Annotated in this window: 23 protein-coding genes; 16 read left to right on the top strand and 7 right to left on the bottom strand. The window is 58.6% G+C overall.

Annotation, left to right across the window (positions count from 1 at the left end; genetic code table 11):
* The first annotated feature begins 454 nt into the window (after positions 1 to 454).
* The 6 genes from J3P96_RS07130 (at position 455) to J3P96_RS07105 (ending at position 6436) form a co-directional block, all read left to right on the top strand.
* Complete coding sequence (locus J3P96_RS07130) at positions 455 to 1705, top strand: ribonucleotide-diphosphate reductase subunit beta (RefSeq protein ID WP_305499322.1); 1251 nt, start codon at positions 455 to 457, stop codon at positions 1703 to 1705.
* A gap of 389 nt (positions 1706 to 2094) precedes the next feature.
* The gene (locus J3P96_RS07125) at positions 2095 to 2604 is read left to right on the top strand and encodes a BRO-N domain-containing protein (RefSeq protein WP_434656276.1); all 510 of its coding nucleotides are present in this window, start codon (positions 2095 to 2097) and stop codon (positions 2602 to 2604) included.
* A gap of 291 nt (positions 2605 to 2895) precedes the next feature.
* Positions 2896 to 3267: a type II toxin-antitoxin system RelE/ParE family toxin gene (locus tag J3P96_RS07120; RefSeq protein ID WP_434656275.1), complete on the top strand. Its 372-nt coding sequence runs from the start codon at positions 2896 to 2898 to the stop codon at positions 3265 to 3267.
* Positions 3245 to 3565 carry a helix-turn-helix domain-containing protein gene (locus J3P96_RS07115; protein WP_046062559.1) on the top strand — a complete coding sequence of 107 codons (321 nt, stop codon included), beginning with the start codon at positions 3245 to 3247 and terminating at the stop codon, positions 3563 to 3565. Before J3P96_RS07120 ends, J3P96_RS07115 begins: the two co-directional genes overlap by 23 nt.
* 815 nt (positions 3566 to 4380) lie before the next feature.
* Complete coding sequence (locus J3P96_RS07110) at positions 4381 to 5328, top strand: IS110 family transposase (protein WP_434623735.1); 948 nt, start codon at positions 4381 to 4383, stop codon at positions 5326 to 5328.
* Between the two features lie 115 nt (positions 5329 to 5443).
* Positions 5444 to 6436 (top strand): hypothetical protein, encoded by a 993-nt coding sequence (locus tag J3P96_RS07105; protein ID WP_434656274.1) that lies wholly within the window; start codon positions 5444 to 5446, stop codon positions 6434 to 6436.
* 46 nt (positions 6437 to 6482) lie between these two features.
* On the opposite strand, the gene J3P96_RS07100 is transcribed toward J3P96_RS07105, so the two are convergent.
* A complete protein-coding gene (locus tag J3P96_RS07100) occupies positions 6483 to 7178 on the bottom strand; it encodes a DUF6933 domain-containing protein (RefSeq protein WP_434628931.1) in 696 nt (231 codons plus the stop codon).
* A 293-nt stretch (positions 7179 to 7471) separates the two neighbouring features.
* Between J3P96_RS07100 and J3P96_RS07095 the strand changes: the two genes are divergently transcribed.
* A complete protein-coding gene (locus tag J3P96_RS07095) occupies positions 7472 to 7789 on the top strand; it encodes a helix-turn-helix domain-containing protein (RefSeq protein WP_305499305.1) in 318 nt (105 codons plus the stop codon).
* A gap of 10 nt (positions 7790 to 7799) precedes the next feature.
* Here the strand turns inward: J3P96_RS07095 and J3P96_RS07090 are convergent, their stop codons facing one another.
* Complete coding sequence (locus tag J3P96_RS07090; RefSeq protein WP_434656272.1) at positions 7800 to 8846, bottom strand: MBL fold metallo-hydrolase; 1047 nt, start codon at positions 8844 to 8846, stop codon at positions 7800 to 7802.
* Positions 8847 to 9033: 187 nt separating this feature from the next.
* On the opposite strand from J3P96_RS07090, the gene J3P96_RS07085 reads away from it, so the two are divergent.
* The gene (locus J3P96_RS07085; protein ID WP_434656270.1) at positions 9034 to 9642 is read left to right on the top strand and encodes a TetR/AcrR family transcriptional regulator; all 609 of its coding nucleotides are present in this window, start codon (positions 9034 to 9036) and stop codon (positions 9640 to 9642) included.
* A gap of 3 nt (positions 9643 to 9645) precedes the next feature.
* On the opposite strand, the gene J3P96_RS07080 is transcribed toward J3P96_RS07085, so the two are convergent.
* Positions 9646 to 10593 carry a LysR family transcriptional regulator gene (locus J3P96_RS07080; RefSeq protein ID WP_434656269.1) on the bottom strand — a complete coding sequence of 316 codons (948 nt, stop codon included), beginning with the start codon at positions 10591 to 10593 and terminating at the stop codon, positions 9646 to 9648.
* 14 nt (positions 10594 to 10607) lie between these two features.
* Here J3P96_RS07080 and J3P96_RS07075 point away from each other — a divergent pair, with 14 nt between their 5' ends.
* Together J3P96_RS07075 and J3P96_RS07070 are read left to right on the top strand one after the other, a co-directional pair.
* Positions 10608 to 11318 carry a CTP synthase C-terminal region-related (seleno)protein gene (locus tag J3P96_RS07075; protein WP_434656268.1) on the top strand — a complete coding sequence of 237 codons (711 nt, stop codon included), beginning with the start codon at positions 10608 to 10610 and terminating at the stop codon, positions 11316 to 11318.
* Positions 11315 to 11629 carry an antibiotic biosynthesis monooxygenase family protein gene (locus J3P96_RS07070; RefSeq protein ID WP_434656267.1) on the top strand — a complete coding sequence of 105 codons (315 nt, stop codon included), beginning with the start codon at positions 11315 to 11317 and terminating at the stop codon, positions 11627 to 11629. The genes J3P96_RS07075 and J3P96_RS07070 overlap by 4 nt, the downstream gene beginning before the upstream one ends.
* A 195-nt stretch (positions 11630 to 11824) precedes the next feature.
* Here the strand turns inward: J3P96_RS07070 and J3P96_RS07065 are convergent, their stop codons facing one another.
* Positions 11825 to 12151: a DUF2025 family protein gene (locus J3P96_RS07065; protein WP_434656264.1), complete on the bottom strand. Its 327-nt coding sequence runs from the start codon at positions 12149 to 12151 to the stop codon at positions 11825 to 11827.
* Positions 12152 to 12386: 235 nt separating this feature from the next.
* On the opposite strand from J3P96_RS07065, the gene J3P96_RS07060 reads away from it, so the two are divergent.
* The 3 genes from J3P96_RS07060 to J3P96_RS07050 all read left to right on the top strand — a co-directional run bounded on the left by J3P96_RS07060 (position 12387) and on the right by J3P96_RS07050 (position 15155).
* Positions 12387 to 13514 carry a glycerophosphodiester phosphodiesterase gene (locus J3P96_RS07060; RefSeq protein ID WP_434628917.1) on the top strand — a complete coding sequence of 376 codons (1128 nt, stop codon included), beginning with the start codon at positions 12387 to 12389 and terminating at the stop codon, positions 13512 to 13514.
* Positions 13515 to 13636: 122 nt separating this feature from the next.
* Positions 13637 to 13942 (top strand): PepSY domain-containing protein, encoded by a 306-nt coding sequence (locus J3P96_RS07055; protein ID WP_434656262.1) that lies wholly within the window; start codon positions 13637 to 13639, stop codon positions 13940 to 13942.
* 190 nt (positions 13943 to 14132) lie between these two features.
* A complete protein-coding gene (locus tag J3P96_RS07050) occupies positions 14133 to 15155 on the top strand; it encodes a transporter (RefSeq protein WP_434656261.1) in 1023 nt (340 codons plus the stop codon).
* A gap of 217 nt (positions 15156 to 15372) precedes the next feature.
* Here the strand turns inward: J3P96_RS07050 and J3P96_RS07045 are convergent, their stop codons facing one another.
* Positions 15373 to 16998 (bottom strand): methyl-accepting chemotaxis protein, encoded by a 1626-nt coding sequence (locus tag J3P96_RS07045; RefSeq protein ID WP_434628913.1) that lies wholly within the window; start codon positions 16996 to 16998, stop codon positions 15373 to 15375.
* Between the two features lie 288 nt (positions 16999 to 17286).
* Here J3P96_RS07045 and J3P96_RS07040 point away from each other — a divergent pair, with 288 nt between their 5' ends.
* The 3 genes from J3P96_RS07040 to J3P96_RS07030 all read left to right on the top strand — a co-directional run bounded on the left by J3P96_RS07040 (position 17287) and on the right by J3P96_RS07030 (position 19002).
* Complete coding sequence (locus tag J3P96_RS07040; protein WP_305499286.1) at positions 17287 to 17430, top strand: hypothetical protein; 144 nt, start codon at positions 17287 to 17289, stop codon at positions 17428 to 17430.
* 75 nt (positions 17431 to 17505) lie between these two features.
* Positions 17506 to 17718, top strand: coding sequence for a hypothetical protein (locus tag J3P96_RS07035; RefSeq protein WP_434656259.1), 213 nt, complete (start codon positions 17506 to 17508; stop codon positions 17716 to 17718).
* An 84-nt stretch (positions 17719 to 17802) separates the two neighbouring features.
* Positions 17803 to 19002 carry an MFS transporter gene (locus J3P96_RS07030; RefSeq protein WP_434601628.1) on the top strand — a complete coding sequence of 400 codons (1200 nt, stop codon included), beginning with the start codon at positions 17803 to 17805 and terminating at the stop codon, positions 19000 to 19002.
* Here J3P96_RS07030 and arfB read toward each other — a convergent pair.
* Together arfB and J3P96_RS07020 are read right to left on the bottom strand one after the other, a co-directional pair.
* The gene (arfB, locus tag J3P96_RS07025) at positions 18999 to 19412 is read right to left on the bottom strand and encodes an alternative ribosome rescue aminoacyl-tRNA hydrolase ArfB (protein ID WP_045156713.1); all 414 of its coding nucleotides are present in this window, start codon (positions 19410 to 19412) and stop codon (positions 18999 to 19001) included. The two genes, J3P96_RS07030 and arfB, sit on opposite strands and share 4 nt — an antisense overlap.
* A 276-nt stretch (positions 19413 to 19688) precedes the next feature.
* Entirely contained in the window at positions 19689 to 21110 is a 1422-nt protein-coding gene (locus tag J3P96_RS07020; protein WP_434656257.1) for an amino acid permease, read from the bottom strand.
* Positions 21111 to 21333 lie beyond the last annotated feature (223 nt).

The raw sequence follows: 21333 nt of genomic DNA, 5'->3' as shown, positions 1-21333 counted from the left end.
GGGCCTGGTTGTGTCTGGAGCCACCAAAAACCGCAAGCAAACACAACATGTAGTGCAAAACGGCAAAAATCGATCACTTTCTGATCAAAAAAGCCCGCCATCCGATCCATGCAAAAAAAATCTTCAACGGCCAAAGCCTTGTAAACCCTCGCTCCCATGCGGGTATGCCCCCCGCGACCTCTTCTGTGAGCTATTTCGCCGCACCACGTAGGCAAAAAAGTCCTTATAATGCCGCCTTAAACGGGCCTGCAATATCCCCTTACAGGGATCAAAGCCAACCTGAAGCCTGCGTAACGGCCGACCATGCCGATACGTGCAAGCCGCTTCAGTACAACCCGTACATTTTTCTGTTTATTGCCTGCGTCAGCTGCTGCAACAAACGACTTTCCAAGATCCACCGCGGCCAGTAGGCCTTTCAATGGGCATCTGGCCCTCACGCAGGAGACGACACGTCATGCTGAGCTGGGACGAATTCGACAAAGAAGACGACGGCGAAGTCGCGGTAAAAGGCGCCAACGCCGGCCACGCTTCTGAAGCCAACATGGACCGCCTCGACAGCGCCGGCGGTGCCGCCGCGCTCGAAGCCCGCGCCGTGACGGCCAGCGACTCGGCCGCGATCATTCGCGCCAAGGCCGCCCTCGACAAACTCGACGTCGCCGAAGGCCTCGCCGAACTCGAAGGCGCCTCCGCCCGTGTCGCCGTCGATGAAAAGCGCATGATCAACTGCCGCGCCGACCTCAACCAGCTCGTGCCATTCAAATACGACTGGGCCTGGCAGAAGTACCTGGACGGCTGCGCGAACCACTGGATGCCGCAAGAAGTCAACATGACCGCCGACATCGCCCTCTGGAAAAACCCGGAAGGCCTGACCGACGACGAACGCCGCATCGTCATGCGCAACCTGGGCTTCTTCTCCACCGCCGACTCCCTGGTTGCCAACAACCTGGTCCTGGCCGTGTACCGCCTGATCACCAACCCGGAGTGCCGCCAGTACATCCTGCGCCAGGCCTTCGAAGAGGCGATCCACACCCACGCCTACCAGTACTGCATCGAATCGCTGGCCATGGATGAAGGCGAAATCTTCAACATGTACCACGAGATCCCGTCGGTCGCGAAAAAAGCCGCCTGGGGCCTGAAATACACCCGTTCGATCTCCGATCCGAAGTTCGAAACCGGCACCCCGGAAACCGACAAAGAGTTGCTGCGCAACCTGATCGCCTACTACTGCGTTCTGGAAGGCATTTTCTTCTACTGCGGCTTCACCCAGATCCTCTCCATGGGCCGCCGCAACAAAATGACCGGCGTCGCCGAGCAGTTCCAGTACATCCTGCGCGACGAATCCATGCACCTGAACTTCGGCATCGACGTGATCAACCAGATCAAGATCGAAAACCCACACCTGTGGGATGCGGAAATGAAGGAAGAAGCAACCCAGATGATCCTGCAAGGGACCCAACTGGAAATCGAATACGCCCGCGACACCATGCCTCGCGGCGTACTGGGCATGAACGCGGCGATGATGGAGGACTACCTCAAGTTCATCGCCAACCGTCGCCTGTCGCAGATTGGTTTGAAGGAAGAGTACCCAGGGACGACCAACCCGTTCCCTTGGATGAGCGAGATCATGGACTTGAAGAAAGAGAAGAATTTCTTTGAGACGCGGGTGATTGAGTATCAGACGGGTGGGGCTTTGAGCTGGGATTGATTTCTAGTCCTCGTTGCACCATCAGCATTTAATTAAAAGCCCCGTGAAAACGGGGTTTTTAGTTTTCTATGGGAGCAAAACTACGTTTAGCTCTGAGACTGTAACGCTGTCTTTGCCCTACGCAAAACTCAGAATCGTTCCGTATTGACGCCGTATCGCCTCGTTACCTATCTTAGTCGCAGGTGCCTAAGAAACGCCCAACGTAGTAGCTAATCGCCAAGCATAGAACCGCGCACTGTCTAAGGACATTTGCAATTCTGTGTGGAGAAGAAGCTAGTTGGGATTTCTTACATCCTCTACGTCGGGCTCGCGCCGCTAACCTTCTAACGTAGAGGTCGTCATGCCCACAAAAACGCAGCTCTGTTCTCCGTGCACCTCGGAGACCCATCATGCCTGATGCTTACACTCCGGCGGTTTTCACCCGTCATAGCCTCAATCTTCATGCCCTTCTAGTTGAAAACCAGGCCTGGTTCAGCGCATCCGATTTGGGTCGTTTGATGGGCAAGCACCTCGATGAACGCATGACCCGCAAGCTTGATCCTGACCAGCGCCGGATGATGTTCATGCATGTCCATGGTTTGACCGAAGAGCGACTGATGCTGAGCGAGTCGGGCGTCTATGCCTTGCTGGTTTATCACTACTGTCCTGAATATCGGTTGCTGCGTGAATGGATCACGCATCAGGTAGTGCCAACTCTGCGAGATGAGCGCTATTCGCATAAGGTGGAGCGGCCGATGTTGAGCGTGCTGGATTGGCCGAAGATGTCGCTCTGCATGCTGCACTGGCAGGATGAGCCATGGATTCGCTTGCGGGATATGCCTGCGGTGTTGGTGGATGATCCGTTTAGCCAGCATGAATCCTGGTGGCGGAAAGCTTCTCGGATTTTGCGAGGGTTTTGAGTATTCAAGCAGAAGCCGTCGTCCGTGTTCGGGCGACGGCTTCTTGTTTGGGATTGAAGTTGGGGCTGCTGCGCAGCCCAGCGGGAGCAAGCTCCCTCGCCACAGGTTTGGCGCTGAGGCTAGGTTGCTGCTCACCCCCACAAGTTTTGCGATGTGTTGAAACAATATCAGAGCCCCGCTCCCCTCACGGCCGTGTCCCTGGTGCTCATACTAGATGGCGCTATCTGCAAGATTCCGGCTTTTGACACCTATACCACTGAGTGGTAGCTTTACACATCAAAGGGAAAGCTAATGCCAATGAGGGTATTCAAAACGAAAACCTTTGCTGCTGCAGCAAAGAAGGCAACGATCACCGATGCTGATCTTTGGAAGACGGTGCAGGAAGTCGTCAACGGACAGGCCGATGATTTGGGTGGAGGTGTTTGGAAAAAACGCCTCAATGAAAATCGTCACCGCTCGATCATCCTTGCCAAGGGTCGTAGCTATTGGGTTTATCAGTTTCTGTTTGCTAAGAAAGACCAAGGCAACATCACTGAAAAAGAGCTGGCCGCGTTTAAGAAGCTTGCTGAAGCCTATAAAGGTTTGAGCAAGGATCAAGTCCAGCTTCTGCTGGACGAAAAAGATCTTTTGGAGATATGCAATGGCGAAAAAATTCAAAAGTGAGGCTTTCGAGTCGATTCATAGCTCGGCTGAGGCGCTGCTGAAAATCGGCGCTATCGACAAGGCCACCATGCGAGAATTCGATGAAACCTGCATTGCCGAGGTGCCTGCTGAGATCCCGCCTGCTCAGATCAAGAAGATTCGCCTGCGCAGTCATGTCAGCCAGCCGGTTTTCGCCCGCTATCTGAACACAAGCGCATCGACAGTTAAGCAGTGGGAAGCCGGCGACAAACGTCCCGGAGGAATGGCCCTCAAGCTGCTCAGTATCGTGGAAAAACACGGTATCGAAATACTGGCCTAGCAAGCGCGGAGCCAGACACGAACTGACGACCGAAGGTGTACGGGCAACAATCAAAAACCACCGCAAGACCAGACTGAGCCCCTGAAAGGGGCTTTTTCATGAATGAACCTGCCCACCAGCTTCGAGACAGGCCATACCTTAATCGGTCACATCCATGTCACCTGCGCTGTCCTTCACCGTAGCTCGTGAAGCGGCAACTATACCGAGCTATAGCGCGACTCACGTTGAGGGTTGGCGCCGCGAATGGGCAAACTGGAGTCCGTTTTCCGCTGCTCAGGGGGCGGTGCGTAAAGATTTTTTGGCAGCCTTCGTCAGCCCCAGCCGCAGCCCGAACTTTCTCAGAATAGATTCGAGCTTGTTGATGGTCGGGCTCCCCGTGTCCTTCTGGATCTGGTACAGGGCCGTGAACCAAATCTTGCACATGACAGCAAAAGTATCCTGATTTCACCCCGGTCACCTCGAGCCGTTGTCTCCAAGATTTTGACCTAAAAACGGGGCTGCTTCGCAGCCCAGCGGGGATAAATCCCCTCGCCACGGGTTGCTGTCAGGGCACAAGTACAGGGCAGGCTTGATGGTCGGATTGGGGATTGGGCATCGCGAGCAGGCTCGCTTGTATGGTAGGACTTGAAGGGAGGAGGAGGGACTAGGCTCGATTCTGACTGTTAGCCGCAGTACAGACCGTGGGAGATTTCACCCCTCCTCCTTTCACCCAAGCGCCGATAAAGAATGCATCTGGCCTAGACCGACGATAGGAACAAGCCTGCGCCTCTGGGTGAACCCTTCAAGTGTTCAAACCTTAGCCCGGAGGATTTTCAATGGCAATGCCCGTCGCCACCGCCCAGCCGATCGTAGGTGTGGATGTCGCCAAAGATGAGTTGGTGATTTATCACGCCCAATCCGATCGACTCGAAACGATCCCCAACACCAAAGCTGATATCAAAAAGTGGCTCAAGGCATTACCTGCGCCAGTGGATGTCGCCATCGAAGCCACTAATATCTATCACCAGGACTTCGCCGATCTGGCTTATGCGCATGGCTGTGTGATTTATATGATCGGCGGTTACGAACTCAGTCATTACCGCAAAGGTGTGAAAGTGCGCGCTAAAACCGATGCGCTGGATGCTCGGTTGTTGGCTCGCTACTTGAACAACGAAGGCCACCAGTTGCACCCTTGGTCCCCGCCATCGCCCCTGTATTGCAGGCTTATAAGCCTTTTCCGGCGACGGGCAGCCTTGGTTCAGGCGCGTGTCAGCCTCAAGCAAAGCTGGTCAAACGAACCGTTGCTCAAAACGGCCTTTGAGAACCAGATAAAGGCAATGCAAAGACTCGAGATTTTGCTTGAGAAAACAATCCAGACGCAGTTGGATGCAGCCGGTTTGGGAAGTCAGCTCAAGCGCTGCATGAAAGTCGAAGGCATCGGTCTGTTAAGCGGTGCCCGTTTGCTCACGTCGTTTCAACGTGGAGATTTCAGAAATGCCGATGCCTTCATCGCTTTTCTGGGTCTGGACCTGCGCATATCGGACTCGGGAAAAAAGAAGGGACGCCGCTGCCTGTCTAAGCGAGGTGATCCGGAGGCACGCCGATTGATGCACAACGCCGCGATGTCGGCGAGTCGCACAGCGGCGTGGAAGGGATTTTACGAGGGTTTGAGGTCCCGAGGGCTCAGCACAACCGAGGCATTGGTAGCGCTGGCCCGCAAGCTTGCCCGAGTGGTATTCGCTCTGTTGAAGAACCAGAGCGAATACTTACCAAAAGGCATTTAGGGGCTAGTCCTGCACCATAGAATCTCCCACAGAGTTTTGTGATGTGTTGAAACTTTGGGTGCAGCCCGCCGCGTCCTTCGGTATTAATACACCTCCTGTCACGGACCGAGCCTCGATGAAATTCGACACTGCCTACTGCCTCAGCCTCGATGCCAAGCTTTCGATCTATGACGTTCGGGATCTTAATTTCGACGAGACCATGGCATTCGACTCGTCCAAGGAGCGCTTTCAGTGCCCCAACGATGCGTGTCGGGCGGCGTTTGATGAGGAGAATCGGCTGACGACGTTCAACGCCAAGAACGTCAATTACATCCGCACGCCACATTTCAAGAATCAGCCAACTACCCGGCATATCGAGGGTTGCCCGTATGTCAGTCCGAAGACGCCGGGGCTGGGTCTGGAGAATGGCGAGACAGAACCGGATGACGGCCGTGAAGAGCATTTCCCGTCGGAGCTGTTGCTGACTCGGCGTGAGTACATTCGCAAGCCGTCGGATCAGCCGAAGGATGTTGATGCGACTCGGCCCACGTCGAACCTCCCATCGTCCCACGGCGACAACGCCCATTTCGCTCAGGACTCAACGCCCGACAAGACCAGCGTCTTCGCCCACCCGGTGGAGTGTTTCGTCTCGAATTTCGACAACAAGGGTCTGCTCAAGCGCATGCCGCTGAAGATTGGCGAGCACACCGCGCCCTACAGTTCCTTTTTCAAGAAGATCGACTTTTTGCTGGATAACAAGGGACTGATCTACTGGGGCAAGATCAAGGAGATCAAGGATTACACCCAAAGCTTTCGCATCGATTTCGAAGCGAAGGTCTGGTTCAAGCAGCCGGACGAGGCAAAAAAGAAGCCTTATTCGGTCAACGTCTACCTGAGCAAGAAGCTGATCGATAACTACCGCAAGCGCAAGGCGTTCCTGGAAGAGATCAAGCACGCCATCGACAGTGATGCGCCGTTGTATTGTTTCTTTTATGGCGTCACGCCGGAGTTGCAGCAGGTGCCGAGCAAGAAGAACCCCGAGCAAACGTTCGGGGTGTTCAGCGCCAATATCGAGAACCTGGATCACTTCCTTATTCGGGAGGCGCCCGGACTGACTGAGTCACTTTAAAAAAGCCAGGGCCTTGATTCGGGCAGCAAATTTCCGGCCTTCAGTTTCATTGCGTATCCCGGGCAAGTTCGCGTTCGTACGCCCAGATCTCCTGTTTCACTTCAATGTGCCGCTCATGTGCTGCCTGGGCCGCTGATTCATCCAGGCCGCCATAACGTCGCAACCAGTGAACAATCATCTCTTCATCCGGGTACTGATAGCCCTTGTATTCCTTACTGCCTCTGGGGACGTCGTTCATGCTGCCATCAAAGCGGCCTGCAGAGACCTCATTAGAGGGTAACGTGCCCCATTCAGCGGCGCAGTCCTCGAACGTCCAGGAAATCTCGTTGATGTGCTTTTGCGCACCGCGATGACCGCGCCTGTAAAAAACGTATTCGCGACAGCTCTCCTGGAAACGCTCCATCATCAGTTCGTCGTCAACCCAGTCAAGAAGATCGTGCAGCCCCGCCTGACGCATCAGGCCATCTATCCATCGTTCGGAAAACCGCCGGATAAAACCTTCGATGTCAGCCTTTTTAGCATCGGCGAAAATCATGCAGTAGCGGGTTCGTACGTGGATGACGAACAACACGTGTTTGCGCTGCACAGTGATCGCATGAACGAGCCATTGTTCGGCAAACTCACCCCCCTCATCGTCGTCGATAACAGGCGATGATGGTTTTTCCACTGGGGTGATTTTCTTGCCTTTGCTCACGCGGCTGAAAAAGTTGCTGGCTGCTTCGGTGCAGTTGAAGATCAACATTTTGGCTCTCGGAAAATATTAGGCGTCTTCGGCCCATTCAATCTCGAAGGGTTGGCGAATAGCGTCAGAAATCCTCTCACGTAGCTCCTCGTTCAGAACCGCCAGTTCCTGATCGCTCAGCAGATCATATGCAACCAGCAATCTCAAAGAGTTTCGTCGGGTACTAGGCCACGCACCGAGCACCTGGCAGGAAACGACCGCTGGTCATTGATCAAGAAAATGAGATTGAAGCGGGATCAAAACAACTGTACAAAAACACAGTATTTTTGAATCCACAGCTTTGGAGCACCCCCATGGCCTCTCTCGCAATCAAAACCACCCTGGAACGCATCGCCGTCTATCAATTCACCCCTGCCCACAGCGCACAGGCCCGAGCCATGCTGGGGTGGAGTGTCGAGGAGCTGTCCCGTGAATCCGGCGTCTCGGTCCAGGCCATCCGACGTTTCGAGGCGGGCGGCGAGTTGCTCGATGTCACTCGGCTGGCCCTGGCGTTTCGATTCGAGGCCGAAGGCCTGGTGTTTTTCCCCGGCTTCACTCCTGGGCGCGGCATGAATATCAAGGGCGCGACGCCCAACCCGATGGAGCGGGCGGATTACGCCATGATCGAGTAGCGGCCTGCTCTCACGCCACGCCGGTCTGGTTCTGATAAACCGAGGGCTCCACGTCCAGCCACCAGGCGCGACCCCGTTGCGGTTGCGCCAGGTTGAAGGCCTCGCCCATTTGCGGCGTGGTGATGCTGACGTTGCGCTCCCAGGCCAGGGCCAGGATGCGATCGAAGGGTTCATACCAGGCGTGCATCGCCAGGTCGAACGTGCCGTTGTGGATCGGCAGCAGCCAGCGGCCCTTCAGGTCGATATGTGCTTGCAGGGTCTGCTCCGGCTGCATGTGGACGTGGGGCCAGTCGACGTTATAGGCGCCGGTTTCCATCAGCGTCAGGTCAAAGGGGCCGTATTGCTCGCCGATGCGTTTGAAACCGTCGAAGTAACCGGTGTCGCCACTGAAGAAGATTCGCGTGGCGCCGTCGATCATGACCCAGGACGACCATAAGGTGCTGTTGCTGTCGAACAGGCCACGTCCGGAAAAGTGCTGGGATGGCGTAGCGATGAACTCGATATCGTCCACCTCGGTGCCTTGCCACCAATCCAGCTGACGCACCTTGCTGGCATCGACGCCCCATTTGATCAGGGTGTCGCCGACGCCAAGAGGCGCCAGGAAGTGGCTAGTCTTGGCCGCCAGCTTGAGGATGGCCTGATAATCGAGGTGGTCGTAATGATCGTGGGACAGGATCACCGCTTCGATCGGCGGCAATTCTTCCAGGCTGATGGGCGGCTGATGAAAACGCTTCGGACCGGCCCACTGCACGGGTGAGGCACGCTCGGCGAACACCGGATCGGTCAGCCAGAACTTGTCTCGCAGCTTGAGCAGCACCGTGGAATGGCCGAGGCGGAAGACGCTGTGGTTCGGTGCGGCCAGCAGAGCGTCCTGGGTCAGCGGCTTGACCTCGATGGTGCCTGCGGGCCGTGTGGTTCGCGGCTTGTGAAAAATCATGTTCCAGATGACGCGCAGGGTCGTACCGAATCCTTCGCGCGGAGTGAAGGCATGATTGCGAAACTTGCCTTGCTCATGCCGTGATGAGGGGTTGTCGGTGCGAAACGAGGGAGTGGTCATGGTGCGATAACTCCAAGGGCATCAGCGCTGATGCGCTTCGCCGTCGTGGGACGCTGGATGGCCGTTGCATGCGCGCTCAGCCGCTTGGCAAAAATTACACCGCACGGTGTAGTTTCTAGATTGCATGAATCCCGGGAGCAAGTAAACTGCCGAGTGTAAGTTCTCCCTTTCCAGCCGACGAGTGCCCATGACCGTACCGCAACGCCTTACCGAGCGAAAACGCGAAGCTATTCTCCAGGCCGCGATTGCCGAATTCCGCAGCAGCGGCTTCGAGATCACCAGCATGGACAAGATCGCGGCGACCGCGGGGGTGTCCAAGCGCACGGTGTATAACCACTTCCCGAGCAAGGAAGAGCTGTTCGCCGAGATTCTCAATCGGTTGTGGAACAGCATCACGGCGGAACAGCTCACGCCCTACAATTCGCAAACACCACTGCGCGATCAGCTGCGAACGCTGCTCCAAGCCAAACTGCAGATGCTGGCCGACGAGAATTTCCTCGACCTGGCGCGCATCGCCATCGCCGCCACGATTCATTCCCCCGAGCGAGCCCAGGACATGGTTGCGCGCATGGGCGAGCGTGAAGAAGGCCTGACCGTCTGGGTTCGCATGGCCCAGGCCGATGGCCGGTTGAAACCCGTCGACCCGGCATTCGCGGCCCAGCAGATGCATGGGCTGATCAAGACGTTCGCTTTCTGGCCGCAGATTTCCATGGGCCAACCAAGCCTGGCGCCCCATGAGCAGACGCAGGTGATCGAATCGGCACTGGATATGTTCCTCGCCTGCTACCAGCTCTAAACCTCAGTTCAGCCGCAGGTTGCGCCCCAGCTCGTCGAACAGCGTCACCACCGAGCGCAACGCGCGGCAATCCGGCCGGGTCAGCAACCAGAGCGCCGTGTCATACCCGGCCAAAGGCTCGCCAATGGGCGTCAGGCCCTGGTTGCCATCGATCAGGAAATCCGGCAGCGCCGCAACGCCCAGACCGGCCCGCACCAGTTCAGTTACCGAGAGCATGCTGTTGCAGCGATAGGCAGGCACCACGCCAGGCAAGTGCTGGCGGCGCCAGGCCACGGTGGGGTGATCCGGCAGGAAATCGTCCGGCGCGATCCAAGTCATGGCGGCTAGGTCATCAGCATTGGCCGAGGGCAAATACGTGGCGCCGGCACATACCCGGTAAACCACGGGGCCCAGGTTTCGGCCCACCAGATGCTCCGGCGGCGTGCGGGTCAGCCGCAAGGCAATATCCGCATCGCGACGGCTCAGGTTGGCGAAGTCGTTCGTGGTGCTCAGTTCCAGGGTCAACGCCGGATAGGCGGGCATGAACCGCGCCAACGCGGGCAGGAGCAATGCCTGCAGCACCGAGTCGGTACAGGTCAGGCGTACCGTGCCGCTGACCACGTTGCCGCCCTGCTCCACCCCGACACGCGCGGCTTCCAGCGCCTGCTCAGCGCGCTCGGCCTGCTCGGCCAGTGCTTGCGCGAGGCTCGTGGGCAAATATCCGGCACGGCTTTTCTCGAACAAGGGCTGGCCCAGAGCCGCTTCCAAACGGCGCACCGAGCGGAAAACCGTCGACACATCCACTTCCAGCAGCCGCCCGGCCCGGGCCAGCGAGCCGCCACGGACCAGCGCCAGGATTAAGGATAAGTCGTGATAAACGAGGCGATATTGCGTCGATGCATTGAGCACTTGGATAAACGCCAATATTGATTGCGTGAACGCCAATTTATAGTGGCGACCAGGAATCAACAAGCGGCGAGACTCTCATGGAAAAACAGCGTCCCATCCATATCGCCCTGATCGGCGATCATGACCCGCAAATCACCGCCCACCGGGCGATCCCCCTCGCACTTGAGCTGGCTGGCGAGCGAACCGGCTGTGACATCGGTTTCCAATGGCTGGCCACCGATCTCATCGTCGACAACACGCTGCTTGATAACTTCGATGGCATCTGGTGCGTGCCCGGCAGTCCTTACCGGAACGAAAGCGGGGCCTTGCAAGCCATCCGTTTTGCCCGCAAACAGCGGCGCCCGTTCCTCGGCACCTGCGGTGGTTTTCAGCATGCCGTACTGGAATATGCCCGCAATGTGTTGGGTTGGACCAACGCCGCCCATGGCGAAACCTCTCCAGAGGCGGAACGGGCGCTGCTGACGCCGCTGAGCTGCGCCTTGATCGAAACCATCGACAGCCTTCAGCTCGAAGTGGATTCGCTGATCGCCAACGCTTATGGCTGCGCGACAGCGTTCGAGGGTTACCGTTGCCGCTTCGGGGTCAATCCGCATTTTGAACAGGACTTGCTGAATGAGCACATGCACGCCGTAGCCCGAGATTCGGCCGGCGACCTGCGAGCGGTGGAGCTGCGCGATCATCCGTTTTTTGTCGCAACGCTGTTCCAGCCTGAACGTGCCGCGTTGGAAGGCCGGGTGCCGCCGCTGGTCAAAGCGTTTGTCGAAGCCTGCGCGAGGAAAATGCCATGAACGGCCATTATTACGCAGTGATCTTCACCTCCCTGCGTACCGAAGGGGACCAAGGCTACGCCGAAGCCGCCGAACGCATGCTGGCCCTTGCCCGGGAGCAGCCCGGATTTCTGTGCGTCGAATCGGCCCGTGGCGATGATGGTCTGGGAATCACCGTGTCCTACTGGCGCGATGAAGCAGCGATCCTGGCCTGGAAGCAGCATCCGGAACACAGCGCGATCCGTCAGCGCGGTCGCTCCACCTGGTATAGCCAATGCCATACGCGGGTGTGCAAGGTCGAACGGGACTATGCCTTCCAACGCCAAACCTGAGGCAGAACTCAAACCTTTGTGGGAACGAGCAGGCTCGCTCCCACATTTTTCCCTGGCGTCTGCAGATTCATTGTCCAGCACAAACCTTGTGGGAGCGGGCTTGCTCGCGAAGACGGTGTATCAGCTTGCATCGACGCTGAATGTTACGCCGCTATCGCGAGCAAGCCCGCTCCCACAAGGACATCGTGGCGAGGTTCAACCTCCCACCATCTGCCGCACCGCTACGATTTCCGGCAAGTCTTGGCGGGCCATGTACACCCGCAGCGGTTCGGTAAGGTTGATCCGGTCGTCGATGTTCTGGTCAAGCAGCAGTTGGATTCGCTCGCGCCTGAGCGCCATGGCGCCGCCAGCCGCAGGGGCCCAGACGAATTCGCAGGTGGGGATGATGCCGTCGGCGGCCACGTCCATGCCAAAGGAGTCTTCGCTGAAACGCACGATGTAATGGCCGGTCTTGCGATTCAGGCCAACGAAGCCCCTGAGCTGGTCCGCGGCCTGGCAGATGAGTGTCGAAGTGGTGCGCATGGTAAACCTCATGGATGCGTCCCGAGAGACGTCTGATCGATGGTTTACACGCAAGGCAGGCGATCAATGAGGTTTCCCTCTACCGGGGAAACTGGTGACCAAGGGTACTTCAAAGCGGCTCGAAAATGCGTGGGAAAATTCCTCTTGCATAGGTCAATGTCGGTATGGCGATAGCGTCCGCAGCGTTCAATTGTTAAAAGAGAGGTTTTACAGCCCCCACGAAAGGAACTCGAGCATGCCCGTCACCTTTACCCGTAGCGCGTTGATGTTGAGCCTGATGCTCGGTTTCGGCCCGGCACACGCCGCCGAAGTGCCAAGTCCCAAGGCCCTGGCAACCCAGCAGGGCATCCCCCATCCCGCGGTCATCGCCCATCGCGGCGCCTCGTTCGATGCGCCGGAGTCCACCGCCGCGGCCTACAAGCTGGCCCGTGACCTGGGCGCTGATTATCTTGAGCTCGACCTGCAACGCAGCAAGGATGGCGTGCTGTTCGTCCTGCACGACGATAGCCTGCTGCGCACCACCGATGTCGCCACCAAGTTCCCCGAGCGCAAGGACAGCACCGCCAACCAATTCACCATGGCCGAACTCAAGACGCTGGACGCCGGCAGCTGGTTCAACGCGGCCTACCCGGAGCGTGCGCGTCCTGCGTTTGTCGGCCTGAAGATCCTGACCCTGGATGAGGTCATCAATATCGCCGAGGGCAACCCCCAACAGAAGCCGGGGCTTTACATCGAAACCAAGGAACCGAAGCTGTTCCCGGGCATCGAGCGCGACCTCAAGGACAAGCTCCAGGACCGCGGCTGGCTGAGCCCGTCCGGTTCCAAGCTGGCCAAGCGCGCCCTCGGTGTGGGCCAGGGCAAAGGCAAGGTGGTATTGCAGACCTTCGAAAAGAGCAGCCTGGAACTGCTGCACAAGGAAATGCCCAAGGTGCCGAAAATCCTGTTGCTGTGGATCGGCGAAGGCAATATCGAGCCCCAGTCCAAGGTGCCGTTTGCCGAGTCCGGCGAGACCGACAAGGCGGTCTACTACGCGAAACAGGAGCCCAAGGACAAGGCCGAATTCGAAAAATGGGTCCAGTACGCCAAGGCCCAGGGCGCCATCGGCACCGGCCCTTCGGCAGCATTGACCCACGGCGGCAGCCAGAGTTATGCGGATCTGGTGAAACCCTGGATGAACCAGTACACCCACGATCAGGGTTTGCTGGTACATGTCTATACGGTGGATGAGCCGGTGGACTTCAAGAAAGTCATGGATGCCGGTGTGGACGGCATTTTCACCAACCGGGCCAGCGAATTGCTCAAGTACTTCAAACGTCCTGAAACAGGCAGCGTGACGCAACTTCTGCAGAAGAACGGTTACTGATGGACAGCAGCGGATCGGCGCATTCGCTGCAAGTTTTCCGAATTAAGGGTGAATTAAGTTGCCAGAGATAATCTGAACCCACTTAAACGAATCAACCTTTAACGACACCAAGGAAAGACAATATGAAAACTTTGACTGCCCTGTTCACCGCTGCCGCCCTGACCCTCACCGCCGGCCTGGCCCAGGCTGATGTACGAATCGACCAGGTTCCTCAGTTGGTCAAGGACGGCAAGATCAAGTCCTTGGAATCGATGAATGCCGAAGCCCTGAAGTTGCACCCAGGCGCTACCATCACCGATACCGACCTGGACAATCACTTCAACGGCTACGAATATGAAGTGGAACTGAAAACCGCCGATGGCAAAGAGTTCGACGTTGACTTCGATGCAACCACCGGCAAAGTCCTGAGCGACAAGCAAGATACTTGATCCCTCGATAAACTCGATAAAGAAGCCGCGCAACTTCCAGGTTGCGCGGCTTCTTTGCATCCGCCGAAAGTAAACCGCTGCTGACCCGCCAACCCAGCCCAACCGTCACAAAACCTTCAAACAACCCTGCAATGATGCCGCTAAGTGAACCTGTCATCGCCACGACAGGCACTCCCGCCAGCGAGCCCGCATGAATCACAGCATCGATCAAAGCCACCGCGATCCGGACCTGTTCGGCCTGCTCTACGGGTTTCGCTTCCGTCCTGGCGAACGCGGGCGAGAGATCGATTCGGCCCAGGCCCTGCGAAGCCTGCAACAACCGGAGGATGCCGACGAATTCCTCTGGCTGCATCTGAACCTGGCTCATGCCGCTTGTGAGCGCTGGATGAAAAACAATCTGGCCTTGCCCGAGGAGTTTTTCGAAGCCCTGCACGAAGGCTCGCGCTCGACCCGCATCGAGCACGTCGACTCGGCCTTGCTGGCCGTGGTCAACGATGTGGTATTCAACCTCAGCAACCTGGTGTCGTCGGACGTGTCCACGTTGTGGGTTTGCGTTCACAGTCGGCTGATAATCAGCGCACGCCTGCAGCCATTGCACTCGGTGGACAAGCTGCGTTCGTCGGTCAAGGCTGGCGAGTGCTTCCGTTCGCCGCTGGAACTGCTCGTGCATCTGCTGCGCGACCAGGGCGAAGTGCTGACCCAGATCGTGCGCAAGACCAGCCTCAGCGTTGACCAGATAGAAGACCAGTTGCTGTCCTCGCGGGTGTCCAACAACCGCGCCGAACTGGGTAGCCAACGGCGGATATTGGTGCGCCTGCAACGCCTGCTGGCATTGGAGCCGGGTTCGTTGCTGCGTCTGCTCAATCGCCCGCCACAGTGGTTGCAGAAAGAAGACGTCAAGGAGCTGCGCAAATCCACCGAGGAATTCGCCCTGATCATCAACGACCTCACCGCGTTGGGCGAGCGGATCAAATTGCTGCAGGAAGAAATCGCCGCCAACCTCAATGAACAGAGCAACCGCACGCTGTTCACCCTGACCGTGGTCACGGTGCTGGCCTTGCCCATCAACATTATTGCCGGTTTTTTTGGCATGAATGTCGGCGGCGTGCCGCTGGCCGATGATGCCCACGGTTTCTGGATTCTCGTCGCACTGGTGGCGACGTTCACGCTGATCGCCGGACGCTGGGCGTTCCGCAAGCGCCGTGATTATTGAATCGATCCCTGTTTGCCGCTCGTATGAGCTTTTGTGGCGAGGGAGCTTGCTCCCGCTCGGCTGCGCAGCAGTCGTAAGTTTTTCCTGATGCACCGCATTGAATGGCTAAGGGGCTGCTACGCAGCCCAGCGGGAGCAAGCTCCCTCGCCACAGGTGTCAATGATGTCCCCAGACCAGACAGTGTTCATCAACGCCTATTCCCATCAGGTCAACGCACTCAAGCACTCAACCGCGCCGTCACTTCATTCAACTGCCCGGACAACCCGTGCAGATCCCGACTCGCCGCTTCGGTGCGCTGCACGTTGTCCAGGTTGGTGCTGGCGATGCAGGTGATTTCCGTCAGGTTGCGCGAGATGTCCTCGGCCACCGAGGTCTGCTCTTCCGCCGCCGTGGCGATCTGGCGGTTCATGTCGCGAATCGCTTCGACTGCCTGGGTGATGCGTTCGAGCATCTCGCCGGCCTGGGTCACCTGCTCGACACTTTCCTCACTGCGCGACTGCCCGCTTTCGATGGCCTGGGCCGCGTCCACCGCCCCGGTCTGGACGGTCTGGATGATCTGATTGATCTCGATGATCGACGAGGCCGTGCGCTGGGCCAGGCTGCGTACTTCATCGGCGACCACCGCAAAACCACGCCCCGCCTCACCGGCCCGAGCGGCTTCGATGGCGGCGTTTAGGGCCAGCAGGTTGGTCTGTTCGGCGATCCCGCGGATCACTTCCAATACCTTGCCGATGCGCCCGCTATCAGCTTCCAGACGACGAATCACCGTGGCCGTGTTGGCAATTTCGCCACGCATCTGCGTGATGGTGTGGATAGTGCCTTGCATCACTTTCTCGCCCTGCTGCGCCGAATGATCGGCGTCATCGGCAGCGCGCGCCGCATCAGCGGCATGGCGGGCAACTTCCTGGGCGGTGGCGGACATCTCGTTCATCGCCGTCGCCACCTGATCGGTACGCTCGAATTGCTCGCTGGTGCCCTGGCTCATCAGGCTGGCAATGGCGTTCAACTCGCCGCTGGCACTGTCCAGCTCGGTGGCGCTGCGTTGCAGGCGGGTGAAGGTTTCGGCAAGGAAATCGCGCAGCGTGTTGGCCGCCAGGGCCAGGTCGCCCAGCTCATCCTGGCGCGTGCTGGTGACACGCTCCGCGAAACGCCCGCGGCTCAGTTGAGTCACGTACTCGATCAGCTTACGGATCGGCTGCACCAGGTTGCGGTTGACCAGCCACAGACTCAGCAACCCGATCAGCACTCCCGAGACGAGCATGATCACCGTCCCCAGCAGGATCGTGCGATCGGCACCGGCACTGATCAGCGCCGACTGCTCATCACCCAGTTTGTGCAGCTCGACCACCAGCTCGCTCATCTGCTCGCTGGTCGCACGGTCCACGCCCTTGACCGCGGCATCACCTGCCGCCGCGTCGGCGCCCGCCGCAACATAGGCATCACGGCCCTTTTGATAGGCCGCGCCCAGTTGGGCATGTTCGCCTCGCAGGCGTTCGATGCGCGTCTTGATCTGCGCCGGAACACCCTCGTGTTTGATCAGGTCGCCAAGGATGCCCTGGACATCGCGTTGACGGTCTTCGAATTGCTTCCAGTATTTCTCCAGATCCGCCGGCTGCTTGCCACGCAGCAGCACGTTTTTCCATTCCTGGACCTGGACCTTGAATTGCAAGTTGGCCTCGTCGATCAGTTGCGACGCACGCAACGGGCCATCGATCAGGTTGCGATAATTCTGGATACCATCGGACAGAAAATGAAAGGACGCCAGGGCGATCAGCAGCATTGCCAGCAAGCTGCCGCTCAGCAACGCCAGAATCTGCGCTTTTAGGGATTTTTGTAAAAACATGAAGTCGATCTCTCGGCAAAAAGGACCGTCCATGTCCAGGGTCCACTGTCGCAACTGAACGTGCGGGATATAGCATGCCATCGGCACGTATACCCTGTTCTTGAGCCTTGGCGACCACCGGTAATGGCGTCGTTTTCCGCGAGTGAACATGACCTGTCCGGACAACTCCTTTTGTCGCTCCGCCTGGATTAAAAAGTCTTTTTGTCATTTCTTCTGGGGTATCCTGCCCACGCTTTGTACAAGCGCGGATCTACCCGATCGATCAACAGACTTTGCGAGGAGCGCGAAATGCACGAGATTCCGAATCTCCCCTTCCCAAGCCTGCACGAACCTGAGCAGACGCCCACGCTACAAGCCGGGGGGCAACCCGACGCCCAGCAACCCGAGCCGCCGCAAGCCACTGAACGCCGCCAGGCCGACAGCGAAGACTGATACACCCGCACCAACAGACTGTGTGGAAAGCGCTAAGATGCGCTTTCCACACCGCCTGAATCCGAGCCCTGCACCATGACCGACGACATCTCCTCCTTCAGCCCGGCCCAGGCCAGCGTACTGATCGACACCACCGAGAAAATGGTCGACATCTGGACCCGCCTCTCCCCCGAGAAACAAGCCGCCCTGCTGGCCCGCTTCGGCACGGAAGAAAATGCCCTGGCAGCTCTCGTCACCACGCATCTGGTCGCTGGCAAAACCCCTGGCGAGACGCCGTCCGGCAAATAGTTTTACTTTTCCACGCCCTGCCCGCACGGTCGCCGTTATCATAAAGCAGCCTATCTATCCAGCTGCCCCGTGGACCTTTCACCCATGCCAGATTCCCAGCGCCCCTTGGCGGTCACGCTGCAAGTCGTCTCCATCGTCCTGTTCACCTTCATCGGTTATCTGAACATCGGTATTCCCTTGGCCGTACTGCCCGGCTTCGTTCATGGCGAGCTGGGCTTCGGCGCGGTGATCGCCGGGCTGGTCATCAGCGTGCAGTATCTGGCCACCCTCCTCAGCCGGCCTTATGCGGGACGCATCATCGACAACCTGGGCAGCAAACGGGCGGTCATGTTCGGCCTGGCCGGATGTGGCCTGAGCGGCGTGTTCATGCTGGTCTCGGCCTGGACCGCGGGCATGCCCGCCCTGAGCCTGAGCAGCCTGTTGATCGGACGCCTGGTGCTGGGCAGCGCGGAAAGCCTGGTGGGTTCAGGCTCGATTGGCTGGGGCATCGGCCGGGTCGGCGCGGCCAATACCGCCAAGGTGATTTCCTGGAACGGTATCGCCAGCTACGGCGCATTGGCGATCGGCGCGCCGCTGGGGGTCTGGCTGGTCAAGTCCCTGGGGCTGTGGAGCATGGGCGTCAGTATCATCCTGCTGGCGGTGCTCGGGCTGGCACTGGCCTGGCCGAAAACCGCAGCGCCGATCGTCACCGGCGAGCGCCTGCCATTCATGCATGTGCTCGGGCGCGTACTGCCCCATGGTTGCGGCTTGGCCCTGGGCTCCATCGGTTTCGGCACCATCGCCACCTTCATCACTCTGTATTACGCCACCCGGCATTGGGATAACGCCGTGCTCTGCCTGAGCCTGTTCGGTGCGAGTTTCATCGGTGCGCGCTTGCTGTTCGGCAACCTGATCAACCGTCTCGGTGGCTTCCGGGTGGCGATCGCCTGCCTCTCGGTGGAAACCCTGGGCCTGCTGCTGTTGTGGCTGGCGCCGGATGCGCAGTGGGCCCTGGCAGGGGCGGCGTTGAGTGGTTTCGGGTTCTCGCTGGTGTTCCCGGCGCTGGGGGTGGAAGCGGTCAACCTGGTACCGGCCTCCAGCCGTGGGGCGGCGGTGGGCGCGTATTCACTGTTTATCGATTTGTCGCTGGGCATCACCGGTCCGTTGGCCGGCGCGATTGCCGCGGGTTTCGGCTTTGCCTCGATCTTTCTGTTCGCCGCGCTGGCAGCCCTCGGTGGGCTGGCATTGAGTGTCTACCTGTATCGCCAGGCCCCTCGGTATCGCGAGGAGCGCGACAGGCACTAGAAGTCCACCTTGCCGCGCCCGGCCTTGATCGAGCCGCGCTTGGTCTTGGATTCGAGACGGCGTTTTTTCGAGCCCAGGGTCGGCTTGGTTGGGCGGCGCTTTTTTTCGACCTTGGTGGCGCTGAGGATCAACTCGACCAGGCGCTCCAGCGCATCGGCCCGGTTCTGTTCCTGCGTGCGGTATTGCTGGGCCTTGATGATCAATACGCCGTCGCTGGTGATGCGACTGTCGCGCAGGGCCAGCAGCCGCTCCTTGTAGAACTCGGGCAACGACGAAGCCGGGATATCGAAGCGCAAGTGCACGGCGCTGGAAACCTTGTTGACGTTCTGCCCGCCGGCGCCCTGGGCGCGGATGGCCGTCAGCTCGATCTCGGCGTCCGGGATGTGCACGGTGTTGGAAATGACCAGCATGGAAAGCGTCCGGTGTCAGGCTCCACAGGATACCGCGAATTCTCAAAACCGCACCTGCTCCCCATGGGAGTGATGGTGACCACACACTCTGTGAACACTGAAGATCAATGTGGGAGCGAGCTTGCTCGCGATGGCGGTGGATCAGCAGCATAGATGTGACTGACACGCCGCTATCGCGAGCAAGCTCGCTCCCACAGGGATTTCCCACAGAAGGTGTGTGTGCCCTTGGAACAACAAACCCGGCACTTGGCCGGGTTTGTTTTACTGGCGAAAAACTTACTTGGCGGCAGCCGCCACGCCCAGTTCATGCCGGGCACTGCGCTTGTTCTTGATCACGTAGCACACCCACATGAACACCACCCACACCGGAATCGCATACACCGAAACCTGGATGCCCGGGATCAGCAGCATCACGCCGAGGATGAACACCACGAACGCCAGGCAGACGTAGTTGCCGTACGGGTACCACAACGCCTTGAACAGCGGCGTCTGGCGAGTCTGGTTCATGTGCTGGCGGAACTTGAAGTGCGAGTAGCTGATCATCGCCCAGTTGATCACCAGGGTGGCAACCACCAACGACATCAGCAACTCCAGCGCATGCTGGGGGATCAGGTAGTTCAGCAGCACCGCCACCAGAGTGATCGCCGCCGAAGCGAGGATCGACCGCACCGGCACGCCACGCTTGTCGATTTTCGCCAGCGCCTTGGGCGCATCGCCCTGCTCGGCCATGCCCAGCAACATGCGGCTGTTGCAGTAGGTGCCGCTGTTGTACACCGACAACGCGGCGGTCAGCACCACGAAGTTGAGGATGTGCGCCGCGGTGTTGCTGCCGAGCATCGAAAACACCTGCACGAACGGGCTGCCGCTATAGGCATCGCCAGAGGCGTTGAGGGTGGTCAACAGGCTGTCCCACGGAGTCAGCGAAAGCAGCACCACCAGCGCACCGATGTAGAAAATCAGGATCCGGTAGATCACCTGGTTGATGGCCTTGGGGATCACGGTTTTCGGCTTGTCGGCTTCGGCAGCAGTGAAACCGAGCATCTCCAGGCCGCCGAAGGAGAACATGATGATCGCCATGGCCATCACCAGGCCGCTGACGCCGTTGGGGAAGAACCCACCGTGGGACCACAGGTTGGTGACCGAAGCCTGCGGGCCGCCGTGACCGCTGACCAGCAGGTAACTGCCCAGGGCGATCATGCCGACGATCGCTACCACCTTGATGATCGCGAACCAGAACTCAGCCTCGCCAAACACTTTGACGTTGGCCAGGTTGATCGCATTGATGAGGATGAAAAACGCTGCCGCCGAGGCCCAGGTCGGGATGTCCGGCGCCCAGTAATGGATGTATTTGCCGACGGCGGTCAGCTCGGACATGCCCACCAGGATATAGAGGATCCAGCAGTTCCAGCCCGACAGGAACCCGGCGAAACCGCCCCAGTATTTGTGCGCAAAATGACTGAAGGAACCGGCCACCGGCTCTTCGACAATCATTTCGCCCAACTGGCGCATGATCATGAAGGCGATGAAGCCGCAGATTGCGTAGCCGAGGATCATCGACGGACCGGCTGACTTCAGCACCCCCGCCGAGCCGAGGAACAGGCCGGTACCGATTGCGCCACCGAGGGCGATCAGTTGGATGTGGCGATTTTTCAGGCCGCGCTTCAGCTCGCCTGAATGCGTATTTTCTACAACGGTCATGCGTCACCTATTTGTTTTTATCTGTGACGAAATCGGACCCGACACGCTTGTGGCGTGGCGGAGTGAACAAGGCGGATAACCTTGAAAGTGCGTGGGTACGCGAAGGGTCACAGTAAAACGCGGCGCATTGTACACTGCACTACCCTCGCTGCCAGACACCAGCAGACCAGCGTCTCACCCCGCACTTGAGGTCTGGCGCGCATCTGACCCTTCCCGCGGGCTT

The sequence above is a fragment of the Pseudomonas sp. R3-56 genome, from assembly GCF_051132075.1.
Lineage (GTDB): Bacteria > Pseudomonadota > Gammaproteobacteria > Pseudomonadales > Pseudomonadaceae > Aquipseudomonas.
Note: the sequence above shows the minus strand (reverse complement) of the source record. Positions and strands in the feature narration are given on the sequence as shown.

Bases quoted from the DNA above. Each gene is read 5' to 3' on its own strand.
- J3P96_RS07130 (WP_305499322.1), top strand. From the start codon at position 455: ATGCTGAGCTGGGACGAATTCGACAAAGAAGACGACGGCGAAGTCGCG.
- J3P96_RS07125 (WP_434656276.1), top strand. From the start codon at position 2,095: ATGCCTGATGCTTACACTCCGGCGGTTTTCACCCGTCATAGCCTCAAT.
- J3P96_RS07120 (WP_434656275.1), top strand. From the start codon at position 2,896: ATGCCAATGAGGGTATTCAAAACGAAAACCTTTGCTGCTGCAGCAAAG.
- J3P96_RS07115 (WP_046062559.1), top strand. From the start codon at position 3,245: ATGGCGAAAAAATTCAAAAGTGAGGCTTTCGAGTCGATTCATAGCTCG.
- J3P96_RS07110 (WP_434623735.1), top strand. From the start codon at position 4,381: ATGGCAATGCCCGTCGCCACCGCCCAGCCGATCGTAGGTGTGGATGTC.
- J3P96_RS07105 (WP_434656274.1), top strand. From the start codon at position 5,444: ATGAAATTCGACACTGCCTACTGCCTCAGCCTCGATGCCAAGCTTTCG.
- J3P96_RS07100 (WP_434628931.1), bottom strand. From the start codon at position 7,178: ATGTTGATCTTCAACTGCACCGAAGCAGCCAGCAACTTTTTCAGCCGC.
- J3P96_RS07095 (WP_305499305.1), top strand. From the start codon at position 7,472: ATGGCCTCTCTCGCAATCAAAACCACCCTGGAACGCATCGCCGTCTAT.
- J3P96_RS07090 (WP_434656272.1), bottom strand. From the start codon at position 8,846: ATGACCACTCCCTCGTTTCGCACCGACAACCCCTCATCACGGCATGAG.
- J3P96_RS07085 (WP_434656270.1), top strand. From the start codon at position 9,034: ATGACCGTACCGCAACGCCTTACCGAGCGAAAACGCGAAGCTATTCTC.
- J3P96_RS07075 (WP_434656268.1), top strand. From the start codon at position 10,608: ATGGAAAAACAGCGTCCCATCCATATCGCCCTGATCGGCGATCATGAC.
- J3P96_RS07070 (WP_434656267.1), top strand. From the start codon at position 11,315: ATGAACGGCCATTATTACGCAGTGATCTTCACCTCCCTGCGTACCGAA.
- J3P96_RS07065 (WP_434656264.1), bottom strand. From the start codon at position 12,151: ATGCGCACCACTTCGACACTCATCTGCCAGGCCGCGGACCAGCTCAGG.
- J3P96_RS07060 (WP_434628917.1), top strand. From the start codon at position 12,387: ATGCCCGTCACCTTTACCCGTAGCGCGTTGATGTTGAGCCTGATGCTC.
- J3P96_RS07055 (WP_434656262.1), top strand. From the start codon at position 13,637: ATGAAAACTTTGACTGCCCTGTTCACCGCTGCCGCCCTGACCCTCACC.
- J3P96_RS07050 (WP_434656261.1), top strand. From the start codon at position 14,133: ATGAATCACAGCATCGATCAAAGCCACCGCGATCCGGACCTGTTCGGC.
- J3P96_RS07045 (WP_434628913.1), bottom strand. From the start codon at position 16,998: ATGTTTTTACAAAAATCCCTAAAAGCGCAGATTCTGGCGTTGCTGAGC.
- J3P96_RS07040 (WP_305499286.1), top strand. From the start codon at position 17,287: ATGCACGAGATTCCGAATCTCCCCTTCCCAAGCCTGCACGAACCTGAG.
- J3P96_RS07035 (WP_434656259.1), top strand. From the start codon at position 17,506: ATGACCGACGACATCTCCTCCTTCAGCCCGGCCCAGGCCAGCGTACTG.
- J3P96_RS07030 (WP_434601628.1), top strand. From the start codon at position 17,803: ATGCCAGATTCCCAGCGCCCCTTGGCGGTCACGCTGCAAGTCGTCTCC.
- arfB (WP_045156713.1), bottom strand. From the start codon at position 19,412: ATGCTGGTCATTTCCAACACCGTGCACATCCCGGACGCCGAGATCGAG.
- J3P96_RS07020 (WP_434656257.1), bottom strand. From the start codon at position 21,110: ATGACCGTTGTAGAAAATACGCATTCAGGCGAGCTGAAGCGCGGCCTG.